Source organism: Croceitalea sp. W27 (assembly GCF_055693185.1).
Window position 1 is genome coordinate 1,570,656 of the sequence record NZ_CM146327.1, and the last position, 16,188, is coordinate 1,586,843.

A 16,188-nucleotide genomic window follows, 5' to 3' on the forward strand; every position below is an offset into this window, starting at 1 on the left:
CTAGCTTAGAATCCCAATGGAGCTAAGTAAAAAACTAGGCCTTTTATTAGGTCCCACCGTATTTTTGATTCTTGTTAACCTACCTTTCCTATTAGTTTCTGAAAAAGGTGATGCCGTCATTGCAGTTGCAGCTTGGATGCTCATTTGGTGGATTACAGAAGCGGTCTCTATTTCGGTTACCGCCTTGCTACCGCTTTTACTTTTTCCACTTCTAAAAATAATGCCGATTGCAGAAGTAGGTGCAAATTACGGCAGCCCCATAATATTTTTATTCTTTGGGGGCTTTGTAATGGCTTTAGCCTTAGAAAAAGTGAACCTTCATAAACGCATAGCGCTCAACATTATCAAGTTTACAGGTACAACCCCAAATAAAGTAGTACTAGGTTTTATGATTGCCACAGCTTCATTAAGTATGTGGATAAGCAATACGGCAAGTACTGTGGTGATGCTCCCCATTGCTTTATCCGTGATCAAATTATTGATAGATGATGAGGATGGCTTTACCAAAAACGACCAAAACTTTGCACTTAGCGTCATGTTGGGGATTGCTTTTTCAGCCAATGCTGGAGGTATCGCAACGGTAATCGGCACCCCACCCAATTCTGTGCTAATTGGTCTTTTGGAAAATGAATATAGCATTCAAATTTCATTTTTAAAATGGATGACCATAGGACTACCCTTTTCAATAGTTATGATAGCCATCACTTATTTTGTATTGGTAAAATGGATGTTCCCTAACAAGAATTTAAAGTTTAACGCTTCTAAAGATGTTATTCAGGCAGAATTAAAAAAACTTGGACCTACCTCTGGTAAAGAAAAAATGGTGCTATTCATTTTTGCCGTGACCGTTTTTTTATGGATTTTCAGAACGCTCATCAACAACATTTTCCCCAACTTGGGGCTATCCGATACCATGATAAGTATTTTTGCGGCCATTACATTGTTCTCAGTTCCATACAATATCAAAAAAGGAGATTTTATTATCAACTGGAAAGATACTTCTAAGCTGGCATGGGGTATTTTAATCTTGTTTGGGGGTGGGCTTGCTTTGGCTAAAGGAATGTCCGTTAGCGGTATTGTAGATTTGGTTTCTAATGCCATTGGGAGCAGTGAAATAAGCATTCTCTTTACCGCTTCACTACTAATACTATTAATGCTATTTATGACAGAACTTATGAGCAATGTAGCTCTCGTGGCTGTTTTGGCACCGGTTGTTGCCGGTATTGCCATAGGTTTGGAAATTCCGCTGCTATATCTATTGATTCCCGTTACTATGGCCAGTAGCTGCGCTTTTATGCTACCCATGGCCACACCACCAAATGCTATCGTCTTTGCCAGTGGCTATGTAAAAGTACCACAGATGGCCCGTGTAGGTATTATTCTAAATCTAATTGCGGTAGCACTTTTAATAGTTGTGTTTCAGTTTGTGGTTCCGATATTATTCTAAAAAGAAAGGGCACCAATAGTGGTGCCCTTTCTTTTTAAATATGCCTTAAACTAATCTTCGTAGTCTTGAAATTCCAATTTCGATAACCCCTCTTGAGATTTCGAAAAGTCTATGGGCAACATGCTTCCATCTTTCAATTTAAAATCAGTAAGAACCAACTGTTGTTTAGAAAGTGTTCTTAGCCCGTTCATATTTGAAAATGCATTGTTGGCGAGATATAATCTTTTGAGTTTCTTTAAATTTTCCATGCCGGCAGGCATTTCTCCATGCAACTCATTATTTGCAACTGCCAAAGTATTAAGCTTACCCAATTCATTAATTGTTTCAGGTAATGCTCCATTTAACTTGTTATTACTCAAATTCAACTCTTCTAAGTTTTGAAGTTTGTTAATGGTATTGGGTATAGTGCCTACCAACTGGTTATCTTCAAAATTTACTTCTTTTAAGTTCTTGAATTTTCGAAATAATCCAGGTATTCTTCCGGTAATATTGTTTTGTGATAAGTCTAACCTTTCTAGGTTTTTTAAATTACCTATGGTAATAGGTATTCTACCCTGTAAATTGTTGTTAGAAAGGTCTAAACCGACAACTTTACCATCTTTTATGGTTACCCCATACCATTCAGATATTGGTGCTTCGGTATCCCATTGGTTGGTCCACAGATTTCCTTTTGTCTTAGCTCTTAATTCAAGAAGTGCTATTGCTTCTCTTTCACTTATTTCCAGCTGAGCAGTAATAACGTTAAGACAAAGCAAAAATAATCCTAGTAGCGAAAATGTGAGTTTAGAAAAACGCATAGTTTAAAGATTTGGTTTGGTTAAACGATATGCATATAAATATATAGGCAACCAGCAATTTAATAAAAAATGTGTTTGTCATCCATGAATTCCATAATTATTCGATGAACTGCAAAGCAAAGCCCCAGTCTTTTACCATTAAAAAGAGTGGGGCTCTTATTGCTAATTCAAAAAATTATGGAACTATTTTTTGTAAGGGTCAAAGTTTTGTGGCAGATAGTTTTTAGTTTCAAAACCTAAATCAATACTTTCTTCTTCCATAAAGTTGATGCCATCAACAGGAACCTCTTCTTGGTATGGGTTAAAATCTTCGGGCAAGTATTCATTCGTATCAAAACCTAAGTCTATTTGCGACTCTTCTTCAATAAATTTAATCGCATCTATATCAAAATCCTCTATGGTAGCAGCCGTAGTTTTTGCACTAAAAAGTGGCACTAGTAGCATTGCTAAAAAAGCGGTAGATATGTATTTTTTATATTTCATGTCCGTTGTTTTAATGATTTGAGACAAAGGTAAAACTGCAAAAAATAGATATTAGTATGTTTTGACTTTCGTTAACAATCCACTTTTTTATTGTAAGAAAAGTATTTATAATATTTTGATTGAAATACCATCAATCCGGTAATTCTATTTCAACATAATTGCGGAAATGTTAGCTTTTACCCCTTATTTTTAACAAAAACACTTGGTCGATTTTTTTGTTATCTTTTTGTTAAGAACCTTTAATCTGATTTACGTGGTACACAAAACTGAAAAATCCCGGTGTGGAACCGGGACTTTCAACTAACTAATTCAAAAAATTTGATAAAAAACTTCCTACCTAGTTTGACCTTGCATAAGGGTCAAAATTTTCAGGGAGATACTTTGAAGTATCAAAACCCAAGTCGATTTCTTCTTCTTCCATAAAGTTTACACTGCTCATGGCTATCTCGCTCTGATAAGCATTAAAACCTAACGGAAGGTATTTTGAGGTATCGAAACCTAAATCATATTCAAAATCTTCGTCTCCGAACTGCACACTTTTAATATCAAAATATACTTCGTGCGGATTAAAACCTTCTGGAAGATAATCTGCCGTGTTAAAACCCAAGTCGATTTCTTCTTCTTCCATAAAGTTGATAGACTTCATGTCAACGATATCTGTGTAAGGATCAAAACTTTCGGGCAAATACTCGGCAGTATCAAAACCTAATGCTATTGCTTCGCTTACTCCTTCAAATTCAATTGATGTCAGATCAAAATTCGCCTCATAAGGGTTAAAGCCCTCAGGTAAGTATTTTGAGGTATCGAAACCAAGTTCCAGTTCTTCCTCAACTTCTATGAAGTGAATATCCTTAATATCAAAAGTTGTTGCAACGTCAACTAAACTAGAAGTGTAAACTAAAGTTTCGTTGCTTTTTTCTGCATTAACACGAAGTGCAGTTAAGTTGTTCTCTAATGTGCGCGTAGTTTCTGTTTTGTTGATTTTTTCGCTAACAGCTACCGTACTTTCTTCTTGTTCTACTATGGGCGAACCACTAAAGAGTGCGCAACCATAAATTAATAATAATTTGTTCATTTTTTGATTGATTTGATGATTGATGTTGTATACTTATAAGACTGGAGAGAAAGTTAATTGTTACACCTTTTTACCTTTTTTAACAAATTTTACATCGCTCTGCATCGTAGTTATACTGGGCGTTTCAGCGGAAACCATCAGTAAAACGCAATATTCCCAAAGGTTGACCTTTCACATAAAAAAGTTGAGAGTTAGTATTTATTTAACAGAAGATTTTATCATTTTTTTGGTTCTTTGGCAGGTTACAACAAATCAAACTAACACTAAATGATGAAAAAAATACTTCTTAAAGTACTATTGGTAGTTTTTACCCTAGCAAGTTTTCAAACTACAGAAGCACAACTCTTCAAAAAGAAAAATAAAAAAACAGAACAGCAAACACCCGAAAAACCAAAAAAGGGAGACATTAAACCTTATGATAAGGTCATTACCAAAAATGCCGAAACCGACGAGGGTCTTTTTCACGTGCATAAAGTAGAAGACAAACACTTTTATGAAATTCCTGATTCCCTTTTTAACCGGGAAATGTTAATGGTGAGTAGAATTTCTAAAACTGCGACCGGTATAGGTTTTGGGGGTGGAAAAATCAATACCCAGGTACTGCGTTGGGAGAAGAAGCCGAAAAAGGTACTACTGCGCGTAGTATCGTACGGTAACTTTGCTGCCGACTCGCTTCCAATTCACGAAGCCGTAGTAAATTCGAATTTTGAGCCTGTACTCTATGCATTTGACATTAAAGCATTTAACAAGAAAGATTCGCTCAATCCTGCTACCGTTATAGAGGTTGACCCTTTATTTACAAAGGATGTAAATGCCTTGGGTATGCCCGATTTTTACAGAACACGCTATAAAGTAAGCCGTTTAGATGGTGAACGAAGCTATATTGAAAGTATTAAAAGTTACCCTTTAAACGTAGAGGCAAGACACGTAAAAACGTATAATGCCAAATCGGCCCCTAGTAATCAAAGCTTAGGGTCCATTTCTATAGAAATCAATAACTCTATGATTCTGCTACCTGCCGAACCAATGAAAAGACGTTATTTTGATAAGCGTGTAGGTTGGTTTGCACGTGGCCAAGTAGATTATGGTTTAGATGCTCAAGAAAGTAAGCGGGTTACGTATTTAGATAGATGGCGTTTAGAGGTCAAAGATGAAGACATGGCCAAGTTTAAGGCCGGAGAATTGGTAGAACCAAAAAAACAGATCATATACTATATAGATAGAGCTACACCAAAAGTATGGGTGCCATTTATCAAACAAGGCATAGAAGATTGGCAAGTTGCCTTTGAAGCGGCAGGATTTAAAAATGCCATTATAGCCAAAGACCCACCAACAGTTGAGGAAGATCCAGAATGGTCTCCTGAAGATGTGCGCTACTCCGTAGTCCGTTATTTAGCATCACCAATACCCAATGCCAACGGACCACACGTAAGCGATCCAAGAAGTGGGGAAATTTTAGAGTCGGATATCAACTGGTACCATAATGTGATGACCTTGTTACGTAACTGGTTCTTTGTGCAAACAGCTGCAATAAATCCAGAAGCTAGAGGAGTAGCATTTAAAGATGAGATTATGGGTCGTCTGATCCGTTTTGTATCGGCACATGAAGTGGGCCATACCTTGGGGCTACCGCATAATATGGGTAGCAGTGTCGCATATCCGGTAGACTCTTTACGCTCCGCCACATTTACCAAAAAATATGGTACCGCACCGTCTATTATGGATTACGCGCGTTTTAACTACGTAGCGCAACCAGGCGATGAAGGTGTCGCTTTAATGCCCAACATAGGTATATATGACAAGCATGCCATAAACTGGGGATACCGCCCAATTTTAGATAAGTCAGCTAAGGAAGAAAAGCCTGTTTTAGACAGTTGGATTCTAAAACACGCAGATGACCCTATGTATCGTTTTGGTCATCAACAAATAGGTGACATTCACGATCCTAGCTCACAGACCGAAGATTTAGGCGATGATGCCGTTAAAGCAAGTCTTTATGGTATTGCCAACCTTAAGCGTATTGTACCTAACCTAAAAGAGTGGATAGCTGAAGATGGAAAAAATTATGATGATTTGGCTACCCTGTATGGCCAGGTCGTTGGGCAGTTTAATAGGTATATGGGCCATGTAGCCAATAACATTGGTGGTGTCTACGAGTACAATAAAACATTTGACCAAGAAGGTGCGGTTTACACACATGTCGATAAAGCCCATCAAAAAAAATGTATGAACTTTATTCAAGAGCAATTGTTTCAAACTCCAGAATGGATGTTAGATCAGGAAATTTTTAATAAGATTCAATATTCTGGTTCGGTAGAGCGTGTTCGAGCCGTACAGACAAGAACTTTAAATACCATGTTGAGTTTAGGCAAATTGGCCAGAGCTATCGAAAACGAAACTATAAACGGAAACGATGCCTACAAACTCACTGATATTATGGGCGACCTTAGAAAGGGTATCTGGTCAGAAACCAGAAGCGGTAAATCTATAGATACCTACCGTAGAAACTTACAAAAAGCGCATATAGATAGATTAGGGTATTTAATGACAGCTGAGAACCAGCGCAAGCAACCCAACTTTGGGGGGTATCAAAAATCTACTGCTGTAAATACAAGTCAGTCAGACATCCGTTCGGTAGCACGCGCTGAGTTAAACAATTTAAAGCGTGATATTAGAAACGGACTTTCAAGAACTTCTAACAGTATGAGCAGATATCATTTACAAGATGCCTTAGAACGTATTGATGCTATTTTAAACCCTAATGGGTAAAATTTAAAAAAAGTTTTATCGATGAAAGGGGCAATTTGGTTGTCCCTTTTTATTTTCACCTACATAAATCATTGTTTCACAACATATCTGAATATCTCCTCATATAAATTCCTACATTTAGAATCCCAAATCATAAACATCATGAAGACCTACAAAATCAAAAGCTTTATTTATTTCCTATTATTTGCTGTAGCGGCATTCTTCTATAATAATATTGAGCAAGAGCAAAAATTTCAAGATAAGATCACTTCTAGTGAAGTTGTCGATATCGACACTGAGCAACTTGAAGACTCAGATGCTGATGAGCTTGAAACCCCCGTACAATAATTACCATACCTGTTAAAAGCTTCATAAACTTCTAAATGGTTTTAAACCTATTACGGCTATACTAGTCAAATAGGCAAATCATTTAAATCTATAACATGAAGAATTTAATTTTAACAATGGCTTTGCTGTTGAGCCTAACAGCGATTGCCCAACCAGGTAAACGTGACCATGAACGTCAAAGAGCAGCGCATGATATGACTGCCGAGCAATTGGCTACGCTTAAAACAAAAAAAATGGCTTTGGCTTTAGAATTGACATCAAAACAACAAGAAGAAGTTTTAAAGATCAATCTAGAGGAGGCCGAATTTCGTAAAGCAAAAATGGCGGAACGAAAAGAAAAAGGTGAGCATGAAAAATTGAGCACCAATGAAAAATTTGAAATGCAGAATGCAATTTTAGATCGAAAAATTGCACAGCAAGAGAAATTGAAAGAAATACTTACCGATGAGCAGTTCGAGCTTTGGAAAAAAGCGCGCAATCGAAAAGGTATCCACAGCAAAAAGAAAATGCAGAAAGCTGGTAGAAGAGGATAAATATTTTTTGTTGATTTTAAAGGGCCTCTGATGTACATCAGGGGCTTTTTTGCTTCCCAAAAGCACCATATCTGCTAATTAACCGATATGTGCTATTATCGGCTATTTTACCGATATTTTTAATTATCGGCTATTTTACCGATATTTGTCGTATGACTATTACAACTGCAGTTCTAACAGGGGATGTTATCAATTCCCGTAAGGAGAAACCGGAGGTATGGCTTTCTAACTTAAAGAAGGCTTTAAACAAGTATGGAAAAGAACCCAAAAATTGGGAAATCTATCGCGGAGACAGTTTTCAATTAGAGGTAACCACAGTAAAAGCTTTAGAAGCTGCCATATATATTAAAGCCCAAATGAAGCAAAAGAAAAATATAGATGTTCGCATAGCTATTGGTATTGGCGATAAAGACTACAATGCCGAAAAATTAACAGAATCAAATGGTTCCGCTTTTGTGCATTCAGGGGAATGTTTTCAAAATTTAAAAAAACAAACCCTAGCATTAAAATCGGGGATAGCCACATTTGACAAAACCCTAAATCTAATGTTGAAATTAGCAGCGTTGACCATGGACAACTGGTTGCCTGCAACATCAAGGATTGTAAAAACAGCGATGGACAACCCTAATACAAATCAAAATGAGCTGGCATCCATCTTGGGTAAATCACAAAGCAATATTAGTGAAGCACTTATACGAGCAGGGTTTGATGAAATAAAACAACTACTACAGCATTACCAAATCAAAATAAACGAATTATGATGTTATTGGCCCTAAAACTCGTACTCGCACACTTTCTTGGAGACTTTGTCTTTCAACCCGCCCGTTGGGTAGAAGACAAACTTGAAAAAAAGGTAAGGTCAAAATACTTATACTTTCATATCGGAGTGCATTCAGTCGCGCTCTTATTTTTACTACAGTTTAAGCATATAGGCAGTATTGTCATCATTATCGTAAGCCATTACCTCATCGATTTGGCAAAGCTTACTCTTACCAACGAGAAAAATTTTCGCTGGCTCTTCGCCGCAGATCAACTAGCACACTTACTGGTACTCGTTGGGGTTGTTTATACCATAGAATCCTTTACAGTAGATTTTAGTTTTTTATTGTCACCTGAGATGCTGCTCTTTTTCGCTATGATAGCCTTTGTGAGCTATGTGTCCGCTATTATAATCAAAATGCTATTGGCTCCGTATATAACCGAACTTTCCAAAGATGAAGAAGAAGGCGAAGGCACATCTCTTAAAAATGCAGGTCGTTATATTGGCATGTTAGAGCGTATTTTCGTTTTTGTATTTATTCTTTTAGGGCAATGGTCGGCCATTGGGCTATTGATTACCGCAAAATCTGTGTTTCGATTTGGTGACCTCAACAAAGGAAAAAACCGAAAACTAACGGAATATGTGCTTATCGGAACCTTATTGAGCTTTGGTCTGGCCATTTTAGCCGGATTGGCGTATAATTATCTGATTACTTTAATCTAGACCTTATGAATGATTGTTACGACACCTATCAGCCAGAAGGTTTTGCAACCGTAAACACCTATCTATTCACAGAAAAACCGCAAGCGCTTATTTCTTTTTTAGAAAAAGCCTTTGATGCCCAAGAAATAAATCGTTCTATAAATCCGCAGAATGGAGATATAGGTAATTGCATTTTAAAAATAGGTGACACCTGTATTATGATAAGCCAGGCACGCGGGCAGTTTATGGGTATGCGAACCGCACTATACCTCTATGTAAGCGATGTAGATGCGATTCATAAAAATGCCTTGACATATGGTGCGGAAGAACTTTTTACCCCTGCCGATATGGATTATGGCGACCGCCAAAGCGGAGTTGTAGACCCAGCCGGTAATTATTGGTGGATATCTAAAAGGCTACATGAAAAAGGCTACCATGAGTAAACGCAACTGGCGCATTCTCCGTTTTTATATTATTAGCTGGACTCTTGCATTTCTTATGTTCGTCTCTGTGAGAACAATGGGTACTATAGAAGTGGGTCTATTAGAGATTTCTCCCGAATCACGAATTTTGATGGCTCTTTGTATGGGAGTTATTATGGGTTTGATATCTGGAATAGCACAGGTGTTAACTGAAGAAAGACTTTACAAAAATTATTCGCTTCGTAACCTATTGTTTATTCGCTTCTGTTATTCTTTACTTTTCATAATAACCCTAACATTTTTAGCATTCTTCTTATTTACAACATTGTTCAATGTTGATATGAGCATTACGGACTTCACTTCACAATCAGGCAGTATTGCCGTATATGTGTATGTACTATCTGTAGACTTTTTATTATCAGTACTACGTCAGGTTAATCTATTATTGGGTGAAGGCAACCTTAATAAACTTTTACGAGGTAAGTTCTACACTCCAAGAGAAGAAGAACGCATTTTTATGTTTTTAGATTTACAAGCCTCCACAATGCTTGCAGAAAAATTAGGACATATAAAATACAGCACCCTAATCCAAGACTGCTTTAACGATTTGGCCATTGTGAATGATTTTGAAGCAGAGATATACCAATATGTTGGTGATGAAGCAGTACTCACGTGGCCCCTAGAAAAAGGACTTAAAAACCAAAACTGCCTTGAAGCTTATTTTAATTTCGTTGAACTCTTAAAACAACGCACTAGTTACTATCAAGAAAAGTACAATTGTCAACCTTTCTTTAAAGCAGGTATACATGCTGGGCTGGTCACGGTTACCGAAGTCGGAAAGTACAAAAAAGAAATCGCCTACCATGGCGACACTATTAACACAGCTGCCCGTATACAGGGGCAATGCAATAAATTGGAGGCATCGCTATTAATTTCGGAAACCTTAAAAAATCAAATTGTATTAGAAGGCTATTCATACTTGAAAAAGGGTGTCGTACCACTTAAGGGAAAGCAAAACGAAGTTACTATTTTCTCTGTATTAAAATCATAACAACCAAGACCTTTATTGGGTAAGCATCTAGGTTTTTAAGGCGTTAAAAAATTAACGCCTGCGATTGATTTTCCAACATAGTGTAGAAAATTATTCCTAAAACTCATTGTCACTTCGAGTGTTTTCAGATGAACGACAGTTCAGGTGAAAATGTATCGAGAAGCTTTTGTGTTCCAAAACTGTTCTCGATACGATTTGCTTTTGGCAAATCACTCGAACTGACATTTTTAGATGGCAATACTAGTATTGTTAAAGATTTTATAAATACCGTATTTCAACGAAATTTTGAACCTCTTCATCGGTAGCGAAGACCATAATCATTGCTTTCAAGGTAGATAATAAGGAGACCGCTATTGGTCTACGTTCATTTAAATTTAATATTATGAAAGCAAAACAGATGTTATCCATCCTTACCTTACTAACCATCTGTTTGTTTGCAAACGCCCAAGAGAAATTGCATTGTCTTGATGCTAATTGCGGTTTTGAAGCTGGGCAAATCGTGTACCTATTTGGTGACCAGGTACAATTGCGAGAAGCACCAAGTACCGAATCGAAGGTCTTGAAAACCTTACCCATTGGCATGCATATGGTAGTGCAAGAAAAACATGAGCACTCATGGCGCTACAAGGGTATGGACCATCACTTTTACAAAGTGGATTATAAGGGAACCGAAGGCTATGTATTAGGCGGATTGTTGGCCCTTGAAAAAAAGACCATAAATTCCGTCGTCCATCTCTTTGGAAGGGCAAAAATGGGTGACGAAGATTACCTATTGATTCGAAGCTTACGAGAAGACGGCTCCTTTGAAGAAAAAAAGACCCGTTTGGCCAATACAAATTTTCAGTTGACCCAATTGGGCAACAAAGGTTTGAAAGGTGTTCAAGGAATTTTATTTGTCGACTATATTGCCAACGCCTACGGTGTTGAAGGAGGTGGAATTTATCTTTTTCAACAAGAGAATAAACTACATCAAGTAGCCAGGGTTTCGCAACGGGCCGATGGCAGTGCCTACTATTTTAAGGAACAATTGATTTTTCCTGAGGATACCAATGGTCTGGACAATAAAATTCGGTACAAAAAAGAAATCGGCAAAAACTTTGACGGAATCTCTCGATGGCTCGAAAAAAGTTTAGAGACCAAAGAAATGGTTTGGACCGATACGCGCCTTAAATTAGCACAACAGTAAGTATTCATATAGCGAAGTTAAAAGGCAAGCGTAACTGCCTGCCTTTTTTACAGCTAATGCTTTTAGATTATACCTGTATTGCCTGATTCCAGACCCCAGTTGCCGTTGTTTCCGTGACATAATTTGAAAAATCTTTGGCCTTTCGTCCCAAAACCTTTTCAATATCATGGCTAACCATTTGATTTTTTTCATTTGCTAAAACCTCAACAAACAAATAATTAATCAACCAGATATAATCGTCAGGAACTCCATGCGTTTCTAGCATTTCAGTGTACTCTGGCAGGGTAATCGAAGTAAATTCAATAGTTCTTCCGGTCGCACTTGCAATTTCAGCGGTTACTTCCCTAAAAGTTAGCATCCGAGAACCCGTAAGCTCATAAATCTGCCCGTTATGCTTAGCTTCCAATAAGGCTTCAACGGCAACATCGGCGATGTCCTCGGCATCGACATAGGGTACTTTTACATCTGCCTGCGGCAAGGCCACATGACCATGTAATATAGGCTCCAAGAAAAAGCTTTCGCTAAAATTTTGGCTAAACCAGCTTGCACGAACAATAGTATAATCTAAACCGCAATTAATGATTATTTGTTCGCAGGCTTCAGCCTCCACTTCTCCCTTGCCCGATAAGAGCACCAATTTTTTAACACCTTGATGTTTCGCTATTCTGGTTAATGCTTCGATTGCCTCTTTTGCACCTGGTACAGCTAAATCTGGTTGGTATGTAATGTAAACGCTTTCCATTCCTTCTAATACTGCTGGCCAACCCGCAGGTTTGTCCCAATCAAAGGCAGGTTTTTCACCTCGTGAACCAATACGCACGTTGTGCCCCATTTTGTTTAAACGTTCTACAATTCGTCTTCCCGTCTTTCCTTTTCCTCCTAAAACTAAAATGTTGTTTTTCATGATTTTCAATTTTTGATGTTTATACTTATTTATGATTTACTTATGCCCGCGATAATCAATAAAGCGAACGATGTCATTGATGCTATGATCCTGATAATGTGAAATCGATTCCACGGATTTTCAAATCGTTCCCTAAGGGCTCGAAGTTCTTCCTCGGAGCTGTTGACCAAATCTGCCTTATCCAAGATTTGATTCAAAGGCACGTTTCCAAAAACGGTTACAATCACCACTCCTAAAAAGTATAGGCTAACAGCCAGTAAGATCAGCCCAAAATGCTCCGGTGATATTCCCTTATTTGTAAAAATAGCGGCGATACCTACTAAAAAAGACCCAAAGAATACTGCAAAAAAGAGTGGGTTTTCAATGCTGCGATTCATTTTCTGAAACGCCTGTAAATAACCCAGGTCATTTAATTGTCCAATTCCTGGGGTTACGGCATTCCCCCAGGTAAAACAAATCCCTGCGGTTAGCCCTACCAATAATGTTACCGTAAAAAGGCTAAGACTACTTGTCGATATTTCCATAAGACTAAATTTTATTGCTTAAACTTTTCTTTGTACACCTTGTACTCCCCTAAAATGGCCATACAGTATGGCGGTGGTGATAAAAACCCCACCTATGAGCCAAAAGCCTGGGTCACTAAAAAAGACATAGTGGTTTCCTCCTTGAGGTACTACGAGAAAAGGCACGGTAATTAGGGCATCTAAAATGGCGGCGACCCCAAAAAAGGTAATTCCGACCCACATACCATGGGTTGTATTGTCCTTCTTGTAATACTGTTTTGCTCCAAACCAAACCAATGGTATTACCCCCACGAAGAGCGCTAAATTGGCTTGGCGTTCCACATTTTTCAAAATGGGTAGGTAGTAAGAAAGTGTATAAATAGTCACTCCTATCATCCATATGATTATCCCGATTATAATGGCCCTAAAAGTTTTCATAACTGCTTGTTTTTTAATTACAAGACAAAACTAGAGCAGCCCCAACCGAGGCACTTGTTTAAAAAGGAGAATGATTTGTTCGAAAAGGAGTATTGCCTAAGAAACCTTTATTTCACTAGGTCTAAAGCCAAACTTTTTGGTGAAAGCGTTCGAAAAAGAACTTAAACTATCATAGCCAACATGCCAGGCTGCTTCTTGTACTGTGGCACTTTTACTACGAATTAGGTCGTGGGCTGTGGTCATGCGTTCATTTTGTAAGTATTTGAATACCGGTACACCAAAAAGCGCTTTAAAGTCTTTTTTAAGTTTAAAAGTATTAAGACCAATTTGCCGAGAAAGTTCCGTTAAAGAAGGTGGTGTATCTAAATTACTGGAGAGAATTTCTTTGGCCTTATATAGTTTTTCACGTTCATTAGTTTTTATAGGGCTGGTAGATAAGGTTGACAATTGCCAAAAAAAATGTGATAGTAACGCCGTAATCTGACTTCGAAAAAACATCATCTTGGCCTTGCCTTCGTATCGGTTACTAAAAATAGTATCGACAATATGCTCCATTTCCGGGGTCATAAAAAAACGTGGCCCTTCAACATAAGAATCCGATGGATTCACCAATTTCTTTAAAAGATCGGTAAATAGTTCCCCTTCTCCATTCGGCAGGTTCTTGAGGTTTTTAGGTGATGTTGCGATTAAAATACATTGCAAGGGCTTATCCGGCGAAACGGTGTGCACACAATCTACATTGGTATCCGCATAAAAAGAAATCGCCAAACCCTTGGTATTCTTATAAGGCACTTTTTTCTCTTTATAGTCCATTGAAAGGTGCACATTACCAGAACCATAAAAGGCCACCGCAATCACTTCTTCATCAAATTGGCAAGAATCTATAATGACTTTATCAGAATTGGCCTCTTCGACCAAAATGATAAAATCATTGATGTTGATAACGTCCCTTGTCATAGTGCTACTAAAATTAACGAATTGTCAAAACATCGACAATAGCTGTCATACTTCAAACTTTAAAAAGGAAAAAGTATCTTTATAACAATCAAAAAACGAAAATCAAATCACAAATGAAATCGCTAATATCCTTTTCAGCATTGTTAGTACTTTGCTGCCTTACCAGCAATGCACAGAACATATATAGAACTGCCTGCCAAGGGAATATCGCCCGTTTGGACAGTCTATTGCAAGAAACGGAAATCAACACGCAAGACGAGCGCGGGCGTTCGCTGCTCCATTGGGCAGTTGCCTGTAATAAAGAAAAGCTTGTTGAACACTTGGTAGCTAAGGGTATTGCCACTACGACCGAAGATAATGACGGCGCCACCCCTTTGTACATGGCGGTACGTTTTCAGAACACGCCCCTTTTTAATAGAATGTTGGCCTTGCAACCCAACAGCGAATGGACAAAGCGCCACGGAGGGGAGTTACTGGCAAAGGCGGTTTTAAATAAAGACCTTGTTTTTGTGCAACAACTGGTTGCCAATGGCGTTGATATCGATGCAAAGAACAAAAGAGGAAATACCCCCTTGGCGATTGCGCAAAAAACATACGCCAATGAAATTGCTACGTGGCTTATCGAAAACGGGGCGGACGAAAAATTGGTTCAGAAAATGGTTTTAAAAGGACCTTATATGGGCCAAGAACTTTCAGGAAATAAGGCCAAAGTGTTCGCACCTAATTTTATTTCAACCGAGGAATATGAATTTGGTTCGGTTTTTAATAAAGCCGGCAATGCATTTTACTATGGCGTAGATGTAAATGGAAAGACCGAAATACGCTATTGCGAATTGCAAGAAGGTACATGGACAACACCAAAGGTGATACTAGCCCATGAAAAATACGGATACAACGACCCTTTTTTATCGCCTGATGAAAGCAGACTGTATTTTATTTCCAACCAAGCGATGGATGGCGCGGGTGAACAAAAAGACATCGATATCTGGTATGTAAACCGAACCGAAAGCGGCTGGTCAAAACCTGTGAATTCAGGCCCTAATATCAACACCAGTAATGAGGAATACTATATCTCGTTCACTAATGAAGGCACCATGTATTTCGCTACCGATGCCTACAGCGACGAAAATAACAAGAACCATGATATTTACTATTCCAAATTCGTGAATGGGGAATTTCAAAAAGCAGTACGATTAAGCGATGCCATAAACACCGATGCCTATGAAGCCGATGTTTTTGTAGCTCCGGATGAAAGCTATTTAATTTTTTGCGCACAACGGCGAGAAGGTCTCGGTAGGGGCGACCTCTACATCAGTTTTAAAAAAGCGGATGGTTCTTGGTCGACCTCGATAAATATGGGCGACAAAATAAACACCGAAGGTCATGAGCTCTGCCCTTTTGTGACCCAAGATGGCAAGTATCTTTTCTACACCAGTAAGCAAGATATTTATTGGGTCAGTACAGAGATTATTACCGAGCTAAAAACGGCTGTATTTAACTAAAACTCAAAACACGATGTCATTTCGAACCAAGCGGAGCGAGCGTGAGAAATCTAAAACTCAATGTCATTTCAAGCTGCCACCCTGATCGAAGTCGAAGGGCGGTTGAAGTGAGCATGAGAAATCTAAAGCCTGAAAATTGTCATGTTTAACTCGTTGAAGCGAAATTCTAAAGTGAGATTTCTCGATCGTCGTAAACTCCTCATATCGAAATGACTAAAACCCGAAACCCAATGTCATTTCGAACTGTCACCCTGAGCGAAGTCGAAGGAGGGTTGAAGTGAGCGTGAGAAATCTAAAACCTATAAATTGTCACGCTTAACTCGTTGAAGCAT

The 16,188-nt window shown here is 38.3% G+C and carries 17 protein-coding genes; 10 read left to right on the top strand and 7 right to left on the bottom strand.

Features of this window, described 5'->3' with window-relative positions:
- Window positions 1–16 precede the first annotated feature (16 nt).
- Window positions 17–1,447 carry an SLC13 family permease gene (locus tag ACZ1GR_RS07115; RefSeq protein WP_472611461.1) on the top strand — a complete coding sequence of 477 codons (1,431 nt, stop codon included), beginning with the start codon at window positions 17–19 and terminating at the stop codon, window positions 1,445–1,447.
- 50 nt (window positions 1,448–1,497) lie between these two features.
- On the opposite strand, the gene ACZ1GR_RS07120 is transcribed toward ACZ1GR_RS07115, so the two are convergent.
- From ACZ1GR_RS07120 to ACZ1GR_RS07130, 3 genes are all read right to left on the bottom strand, one after another.
- On the bottom strand, window positions 1,498–2,244 hold the full coding sequence (locus ACZ1GR_RS07120; protein WP_472611462.1) for a leucine-rich repeat domain-containing protein: 747 nt from the start codon (window positions 2,242–2,244) through the stop codon (window positions 1,498–1,500).
- A 183-nt stretch (window positions 2,245–2,427) separates the two neighbouring features.
- Window positions 2,428–2,727 carry a hypothetical protein gene (locus tag ACZ1GR_RS07125; RefSeq protein ID WP_472611463.1) on the bottom strand — a complete coding sequence of 100 codons (300 nt, stop codon included), beginning with the start codon at window positions 2,725–2,727 and terminating at the stop codon, window positions 2,428–2,430.
- Between the two features lie 337 nt (window positions 2,728–3,064).
- On the bottom strand, window positions 3,065–3,802 hold the full coding sequence (locus tag ACZ1GR_RS07130) for a hypothetical protein (RefSeq protein WP_472611464.1): 738 nt from the start codon (window positions 3,800–3,802) through the stop codon (window positions 3,065–3,067).
- A gap of 267 nt (window positions 3,803–4,069) precedes the next feature.
- Here ACZ1GR_RS07130 and ACZ1GR_RS07135 point away from each other — a divergent pair, with 267 nt between their 5' ends.
- The 8 genes from ACZ1GR_RS07135 to ACZ1GR_RS07170 all read left to right on the top strand — a co-directional run bounded on the left by ACZ1GR_RS07135 (window position 4,070) and on the right by ACZ1GR_RS07170 (window position 11,552).
- Window positions 4,070–6,571 carry a zinc-dependent metalloprotease gene (locus tag ACZ1GR_RS07135; protein ID WP_472611465.1) on the top strand — a complete coding sequence of 834 codons (2,502 nt, stop codon included), beginning with the start codon at window positions 4,070–4,072 and terminating at the stop codon, window positions 6,569–6,571.
- A 141-nt stretch (window positions 6,572–6,712) separates the two neighbouring features.
- Window positions 6,713–6,898, top strand: a complete 186-nt coding sequence (locus ACZ1GR_RS07140) for a hypothetical protein (protein WP_377767926.1) — start codon at window positions 6,713–6,715, stop codon at window positions 6,896–6,898.
- A gap of 95 nt (window positions 6,899–6,993) precedes the next feature.
- A complete protein-coding gene (locus ACZ1GR_RS07145; protein ID WP_472611466.1) occupies window positions 6,994–7,431 on the top strand; it encodes a hypothetical protein in 438 nt (145 codons plus the stop codon).
- 152 nt (window positions 7,432–7,583) lie between these two features.
- Window positions 7,584–8,192, top strand: coding sequence for a transcriptional regulator (locus tag ACZ1GR_RS07150; protein ID WP_472611467.1), 609 nt, complete (start codon window positions 7,584–7,586; stop codon window positions 8,190–8,192).
- Entirely contained in the window at window positions 8,189–8,914 is a 726-nt protein-coding gene (locus tag ACZ1GR_RS07155; protein ID WP_472611468.1) for a DUF3307 domain-containing protein, read from the top strand. Before ACZ1GR_RS07150 ends, ACZ1GR_RS07155 begins: the two co-directional genes overlap by 4 nt.
- Window positions 8,915–8,919: 5 nt before the next feature.
- A complete protein-coding gene (locus ACZ1GR_RS07160; protein ID WP_472611469.1) occupies window positions 8,920–9,336 on the top strand; it encodes a VOC family protein in 417 nt (138 codons plus the stop codon).
- The gene (locus ACZ1GR_RS07165) at window positions 9,314–10,366 is read left to right on the top strand and encodes an adenylate/guanylate cyclase domain-containing protein (RefSeq protein WP_472611470.1); all 1,053 of its coding nucleotides are present in this window, start codon (window positions 9,314–9,316) and stop codon (window positions 10,364–10,366) included. Before ACZ1GR_RS07160 ends, ACZ1GR_RS07165 begins: the two co-directional genes overlap by 23 nt.
- Before the next feature lie 382 nt (window positions 10,367–10,748).
- Window positions 10,749–11,552: an SH3 domain-containing protein gene (locus tag ACZ1GR_RS07170; RefSeq protein ID WP_472611471.1), complete on the top strand. Its 804-nt coding sequence runs from the start codon at window positions 10,749–10,751 to the stop codon at window positions 11,550–11,552.
- Window positions 11,553–11,619: 67 nt separating this feature from the next.
- Here the strand turns inward: ACZ1GR_RS07170 and ACZ1GR_RS07175 are convergent, their stop codons facing one another.
- The 4 genes from ACZ1GR_RS07175 to ACZ1GR_RS07190 all read right to left on the bottom strand — a co-directional run bounded on the left by ACZ1GR_RS07175 (window position 11,620) and on the right by ACZ1GR_RS07190 (window position 14,354).
- Window positions 11,620–12,456, bottom strand: a complete 837-nt coding sequence (locus ACZ1GR_RS07175; protein WP_472611472.1) for an NmrA family NAD(P)-binding protein — start codon at window positions 12,454–12,456, stop codon at window positions 11,620–11,622.
- Window positions 12,457–12,485: 29 nt separating this feature from the next.
- The gene (locus tag ACZ1GR_RS07180) at window positions 12,486–12,980 is read right to left on the bottom strand and encodes an anthrone oxygenase family protein (RefSeq protein WP_472611473.1); all 495 of its coding nucleotides are present in this window, start codon (window positions 12,978–12,980) and stop codon (window positions 12,486–12,488) included.
- Window positions 12,981–12,998: 18 nt separating this feature from the next.
- The gene (locus tag ACZ1GR_RS07185) at window positions 12,999–13,397 is read right to left on the bottom strand and encodes a DUF5367 family protein (protein ID WP_472611474.1); all 399 of its coding nucleotides are present in this window, start codon (window positions 13,395–13,397) and stop codon (window positions 12,999–13,001) included.
- A 96-nt stretch (window positions 13,398–13,493) separates the two neighbouring features.
- On the bottom strand, window positions 13,494–14,354 hold the full coding sequence (locus tag ACZ1GR_RS07190; RefSeq protein ID WP_472611475.1) for a helix-turn-helix domain-containing protein: 861 nt from the start codon (window positions 14,352–14,354) through the stop codon (window positions 13,494–13,496).
- A gap of 113 nt (window positions 14,355–14,467) precedes the next feature.
- Here ACZ1GR_RS07190 and ACZ1GR_RS07195 point away from each other — a divergent pair, with 113 nt between their 5' ends.
- Window positions 14,468–15,856: an ankyrin repeat domain-containing protein gene (locus tag ACZ1GR_RS07195; RefSeq protein WP_472611476.1), complete on the top strand. Its 1,389-nt coding sequence runs from the start codon at window positions 14,468–14,470 to the stop codon at window positions 15,854–15,856.
- Window positions 15,857–16,188 lie beyond the last annotated feature (332 nt).

What these genes read in the sequence shown, in the direction of transcription:
- ACZ1GR_RS07125 (WP_472611463.1), bottom strand. Translation starts at nt 2,727, where the DNA reads ATGAAATATAAAAAATACATATCTACCGCTTTTTTAGCAATGCTACTA.
- ACZ1GR_RS07120 (WP_472611462.1), bottom strand. Translation starts at nt 2,244, where the DNA reads ATGCGTTTTTCTAAACTCACATTTTCGCTACTAGGATTATTTTTGCTT.
- ACZ1GR_RS07160 (WP_472611469.1), top strand. Translation starts at nt 8,920, where the DNA reads ATGAATGATTGTTACGACACCTATCAGCCAGAAGGTTTTGCAACCGTA.
- ACZ1GR_RS07185 (WP_472611474.1), bottom strand. Translation starts at nt 13,397, where the DNA reads ATGAAAACTTTTAGGGCCATTATAATCGGGATAATCATATGGATGATA.
- ACZ1GR_RS07115 (WP_472611461.1), top strand. Translation starts at nt 17, where the DNA reads ATGGAGCTAAGTAAAAAACTAGGCCTTTTATTAGGTCCCACCGTATTT.
- ACZ1GR_RS07155 (WP_472611468.1), top strand. Translation starts at nt 8,189, where the DNA reads ATGATGTTATTGGCCCTAAAACTCGTACTCGCACACTTTCTTGGAGAC.
- ACZ1GR_RS07150 (WP_472611467.1), top strand. Translation starts at nt 7,584, where the DNA reads ATGACTATTACAACTGCAGTTCTAACAGGGGATGTTATCAATTCCCGT.
- ACZ1GR_RS07165 (WP_472611470.1), top strand. Translation starts at nt 9,314, where the DNA reads ATGAAAAAGGCTACCATGAGTAAACGCAACTGGCGCATTCTCCGTTTT.
- ACZ1GR_RS07195 (WP_472611476.1), top strand. Translation starts at nt 14,468, where the DNA reads ATGAAATCGCTAATATCCTTTTCAGCATTGTTAGTACTTTGCTGCCTT.
- ACZ1GR_RS07175 (WP_472611472.1), bottom strand. Translation starts at nt 12,456, where the DNA reads ATGAAAAACAACATTTTAGTTTTAGGAGGAAAAGGAAAGACGGGAAGA.
- ACZ1GR_RS07130 (WP_472611464.1), bottom strand. Translation starts at nt 3,802, where the DNA reads ATGAACAAATTATTATTAATTTATGGTTGCGCACTCTTTAGTGGTTCG.
- ACZ1GR_RS07180 (WP_472611473.1), bottom strand. Translation starts at nt 12,980, where the DNA reads ATGGAAATATCGACAAGTAGTCTTAGCCTTTTTACGGTAACATTATTG.
- ACZ1GR_RS07135 (WP_472611465.1), top strand. Translation starts at nt 4,070, where the DNA reads ATGATGAAAAAAATACTTCTTAAAGTACTATTGGTAGTTTTTACCCTA.
- ACZ1GR_RS07145 (WP_472611466.1), top strand. Translation starts at nt 6,994, where the DNA reads ATGAAGAATTTAATTTTAACAATGGCTTTGCTGTTGAGCCTAACAGCG.
- ACZ1GR_RS07170 (WP_472611471.1), top strand. Translation starts at nt 10,749, where the DNA reads ATGAAAGCAAAACAGATGTTATCCATCCTTACCTTACTAACCATCTGT.
- ACZ1GR_RS07190 (WP_472611475.1), bottom strand. Translation starts at nt 14,354, where the DNA reads ATGACAAGGGACGTTATCAACATCAATGATTTTATCATTTTGGTCGAA.
- ACZ1GR_RS07140 (WP_377767926.1), top strand. Translation starts at nt 6,713, where the DNA reads ATGAAGACCTACAAAATCAAAAGCTTTATTTATTTCCTATTATTTGCT.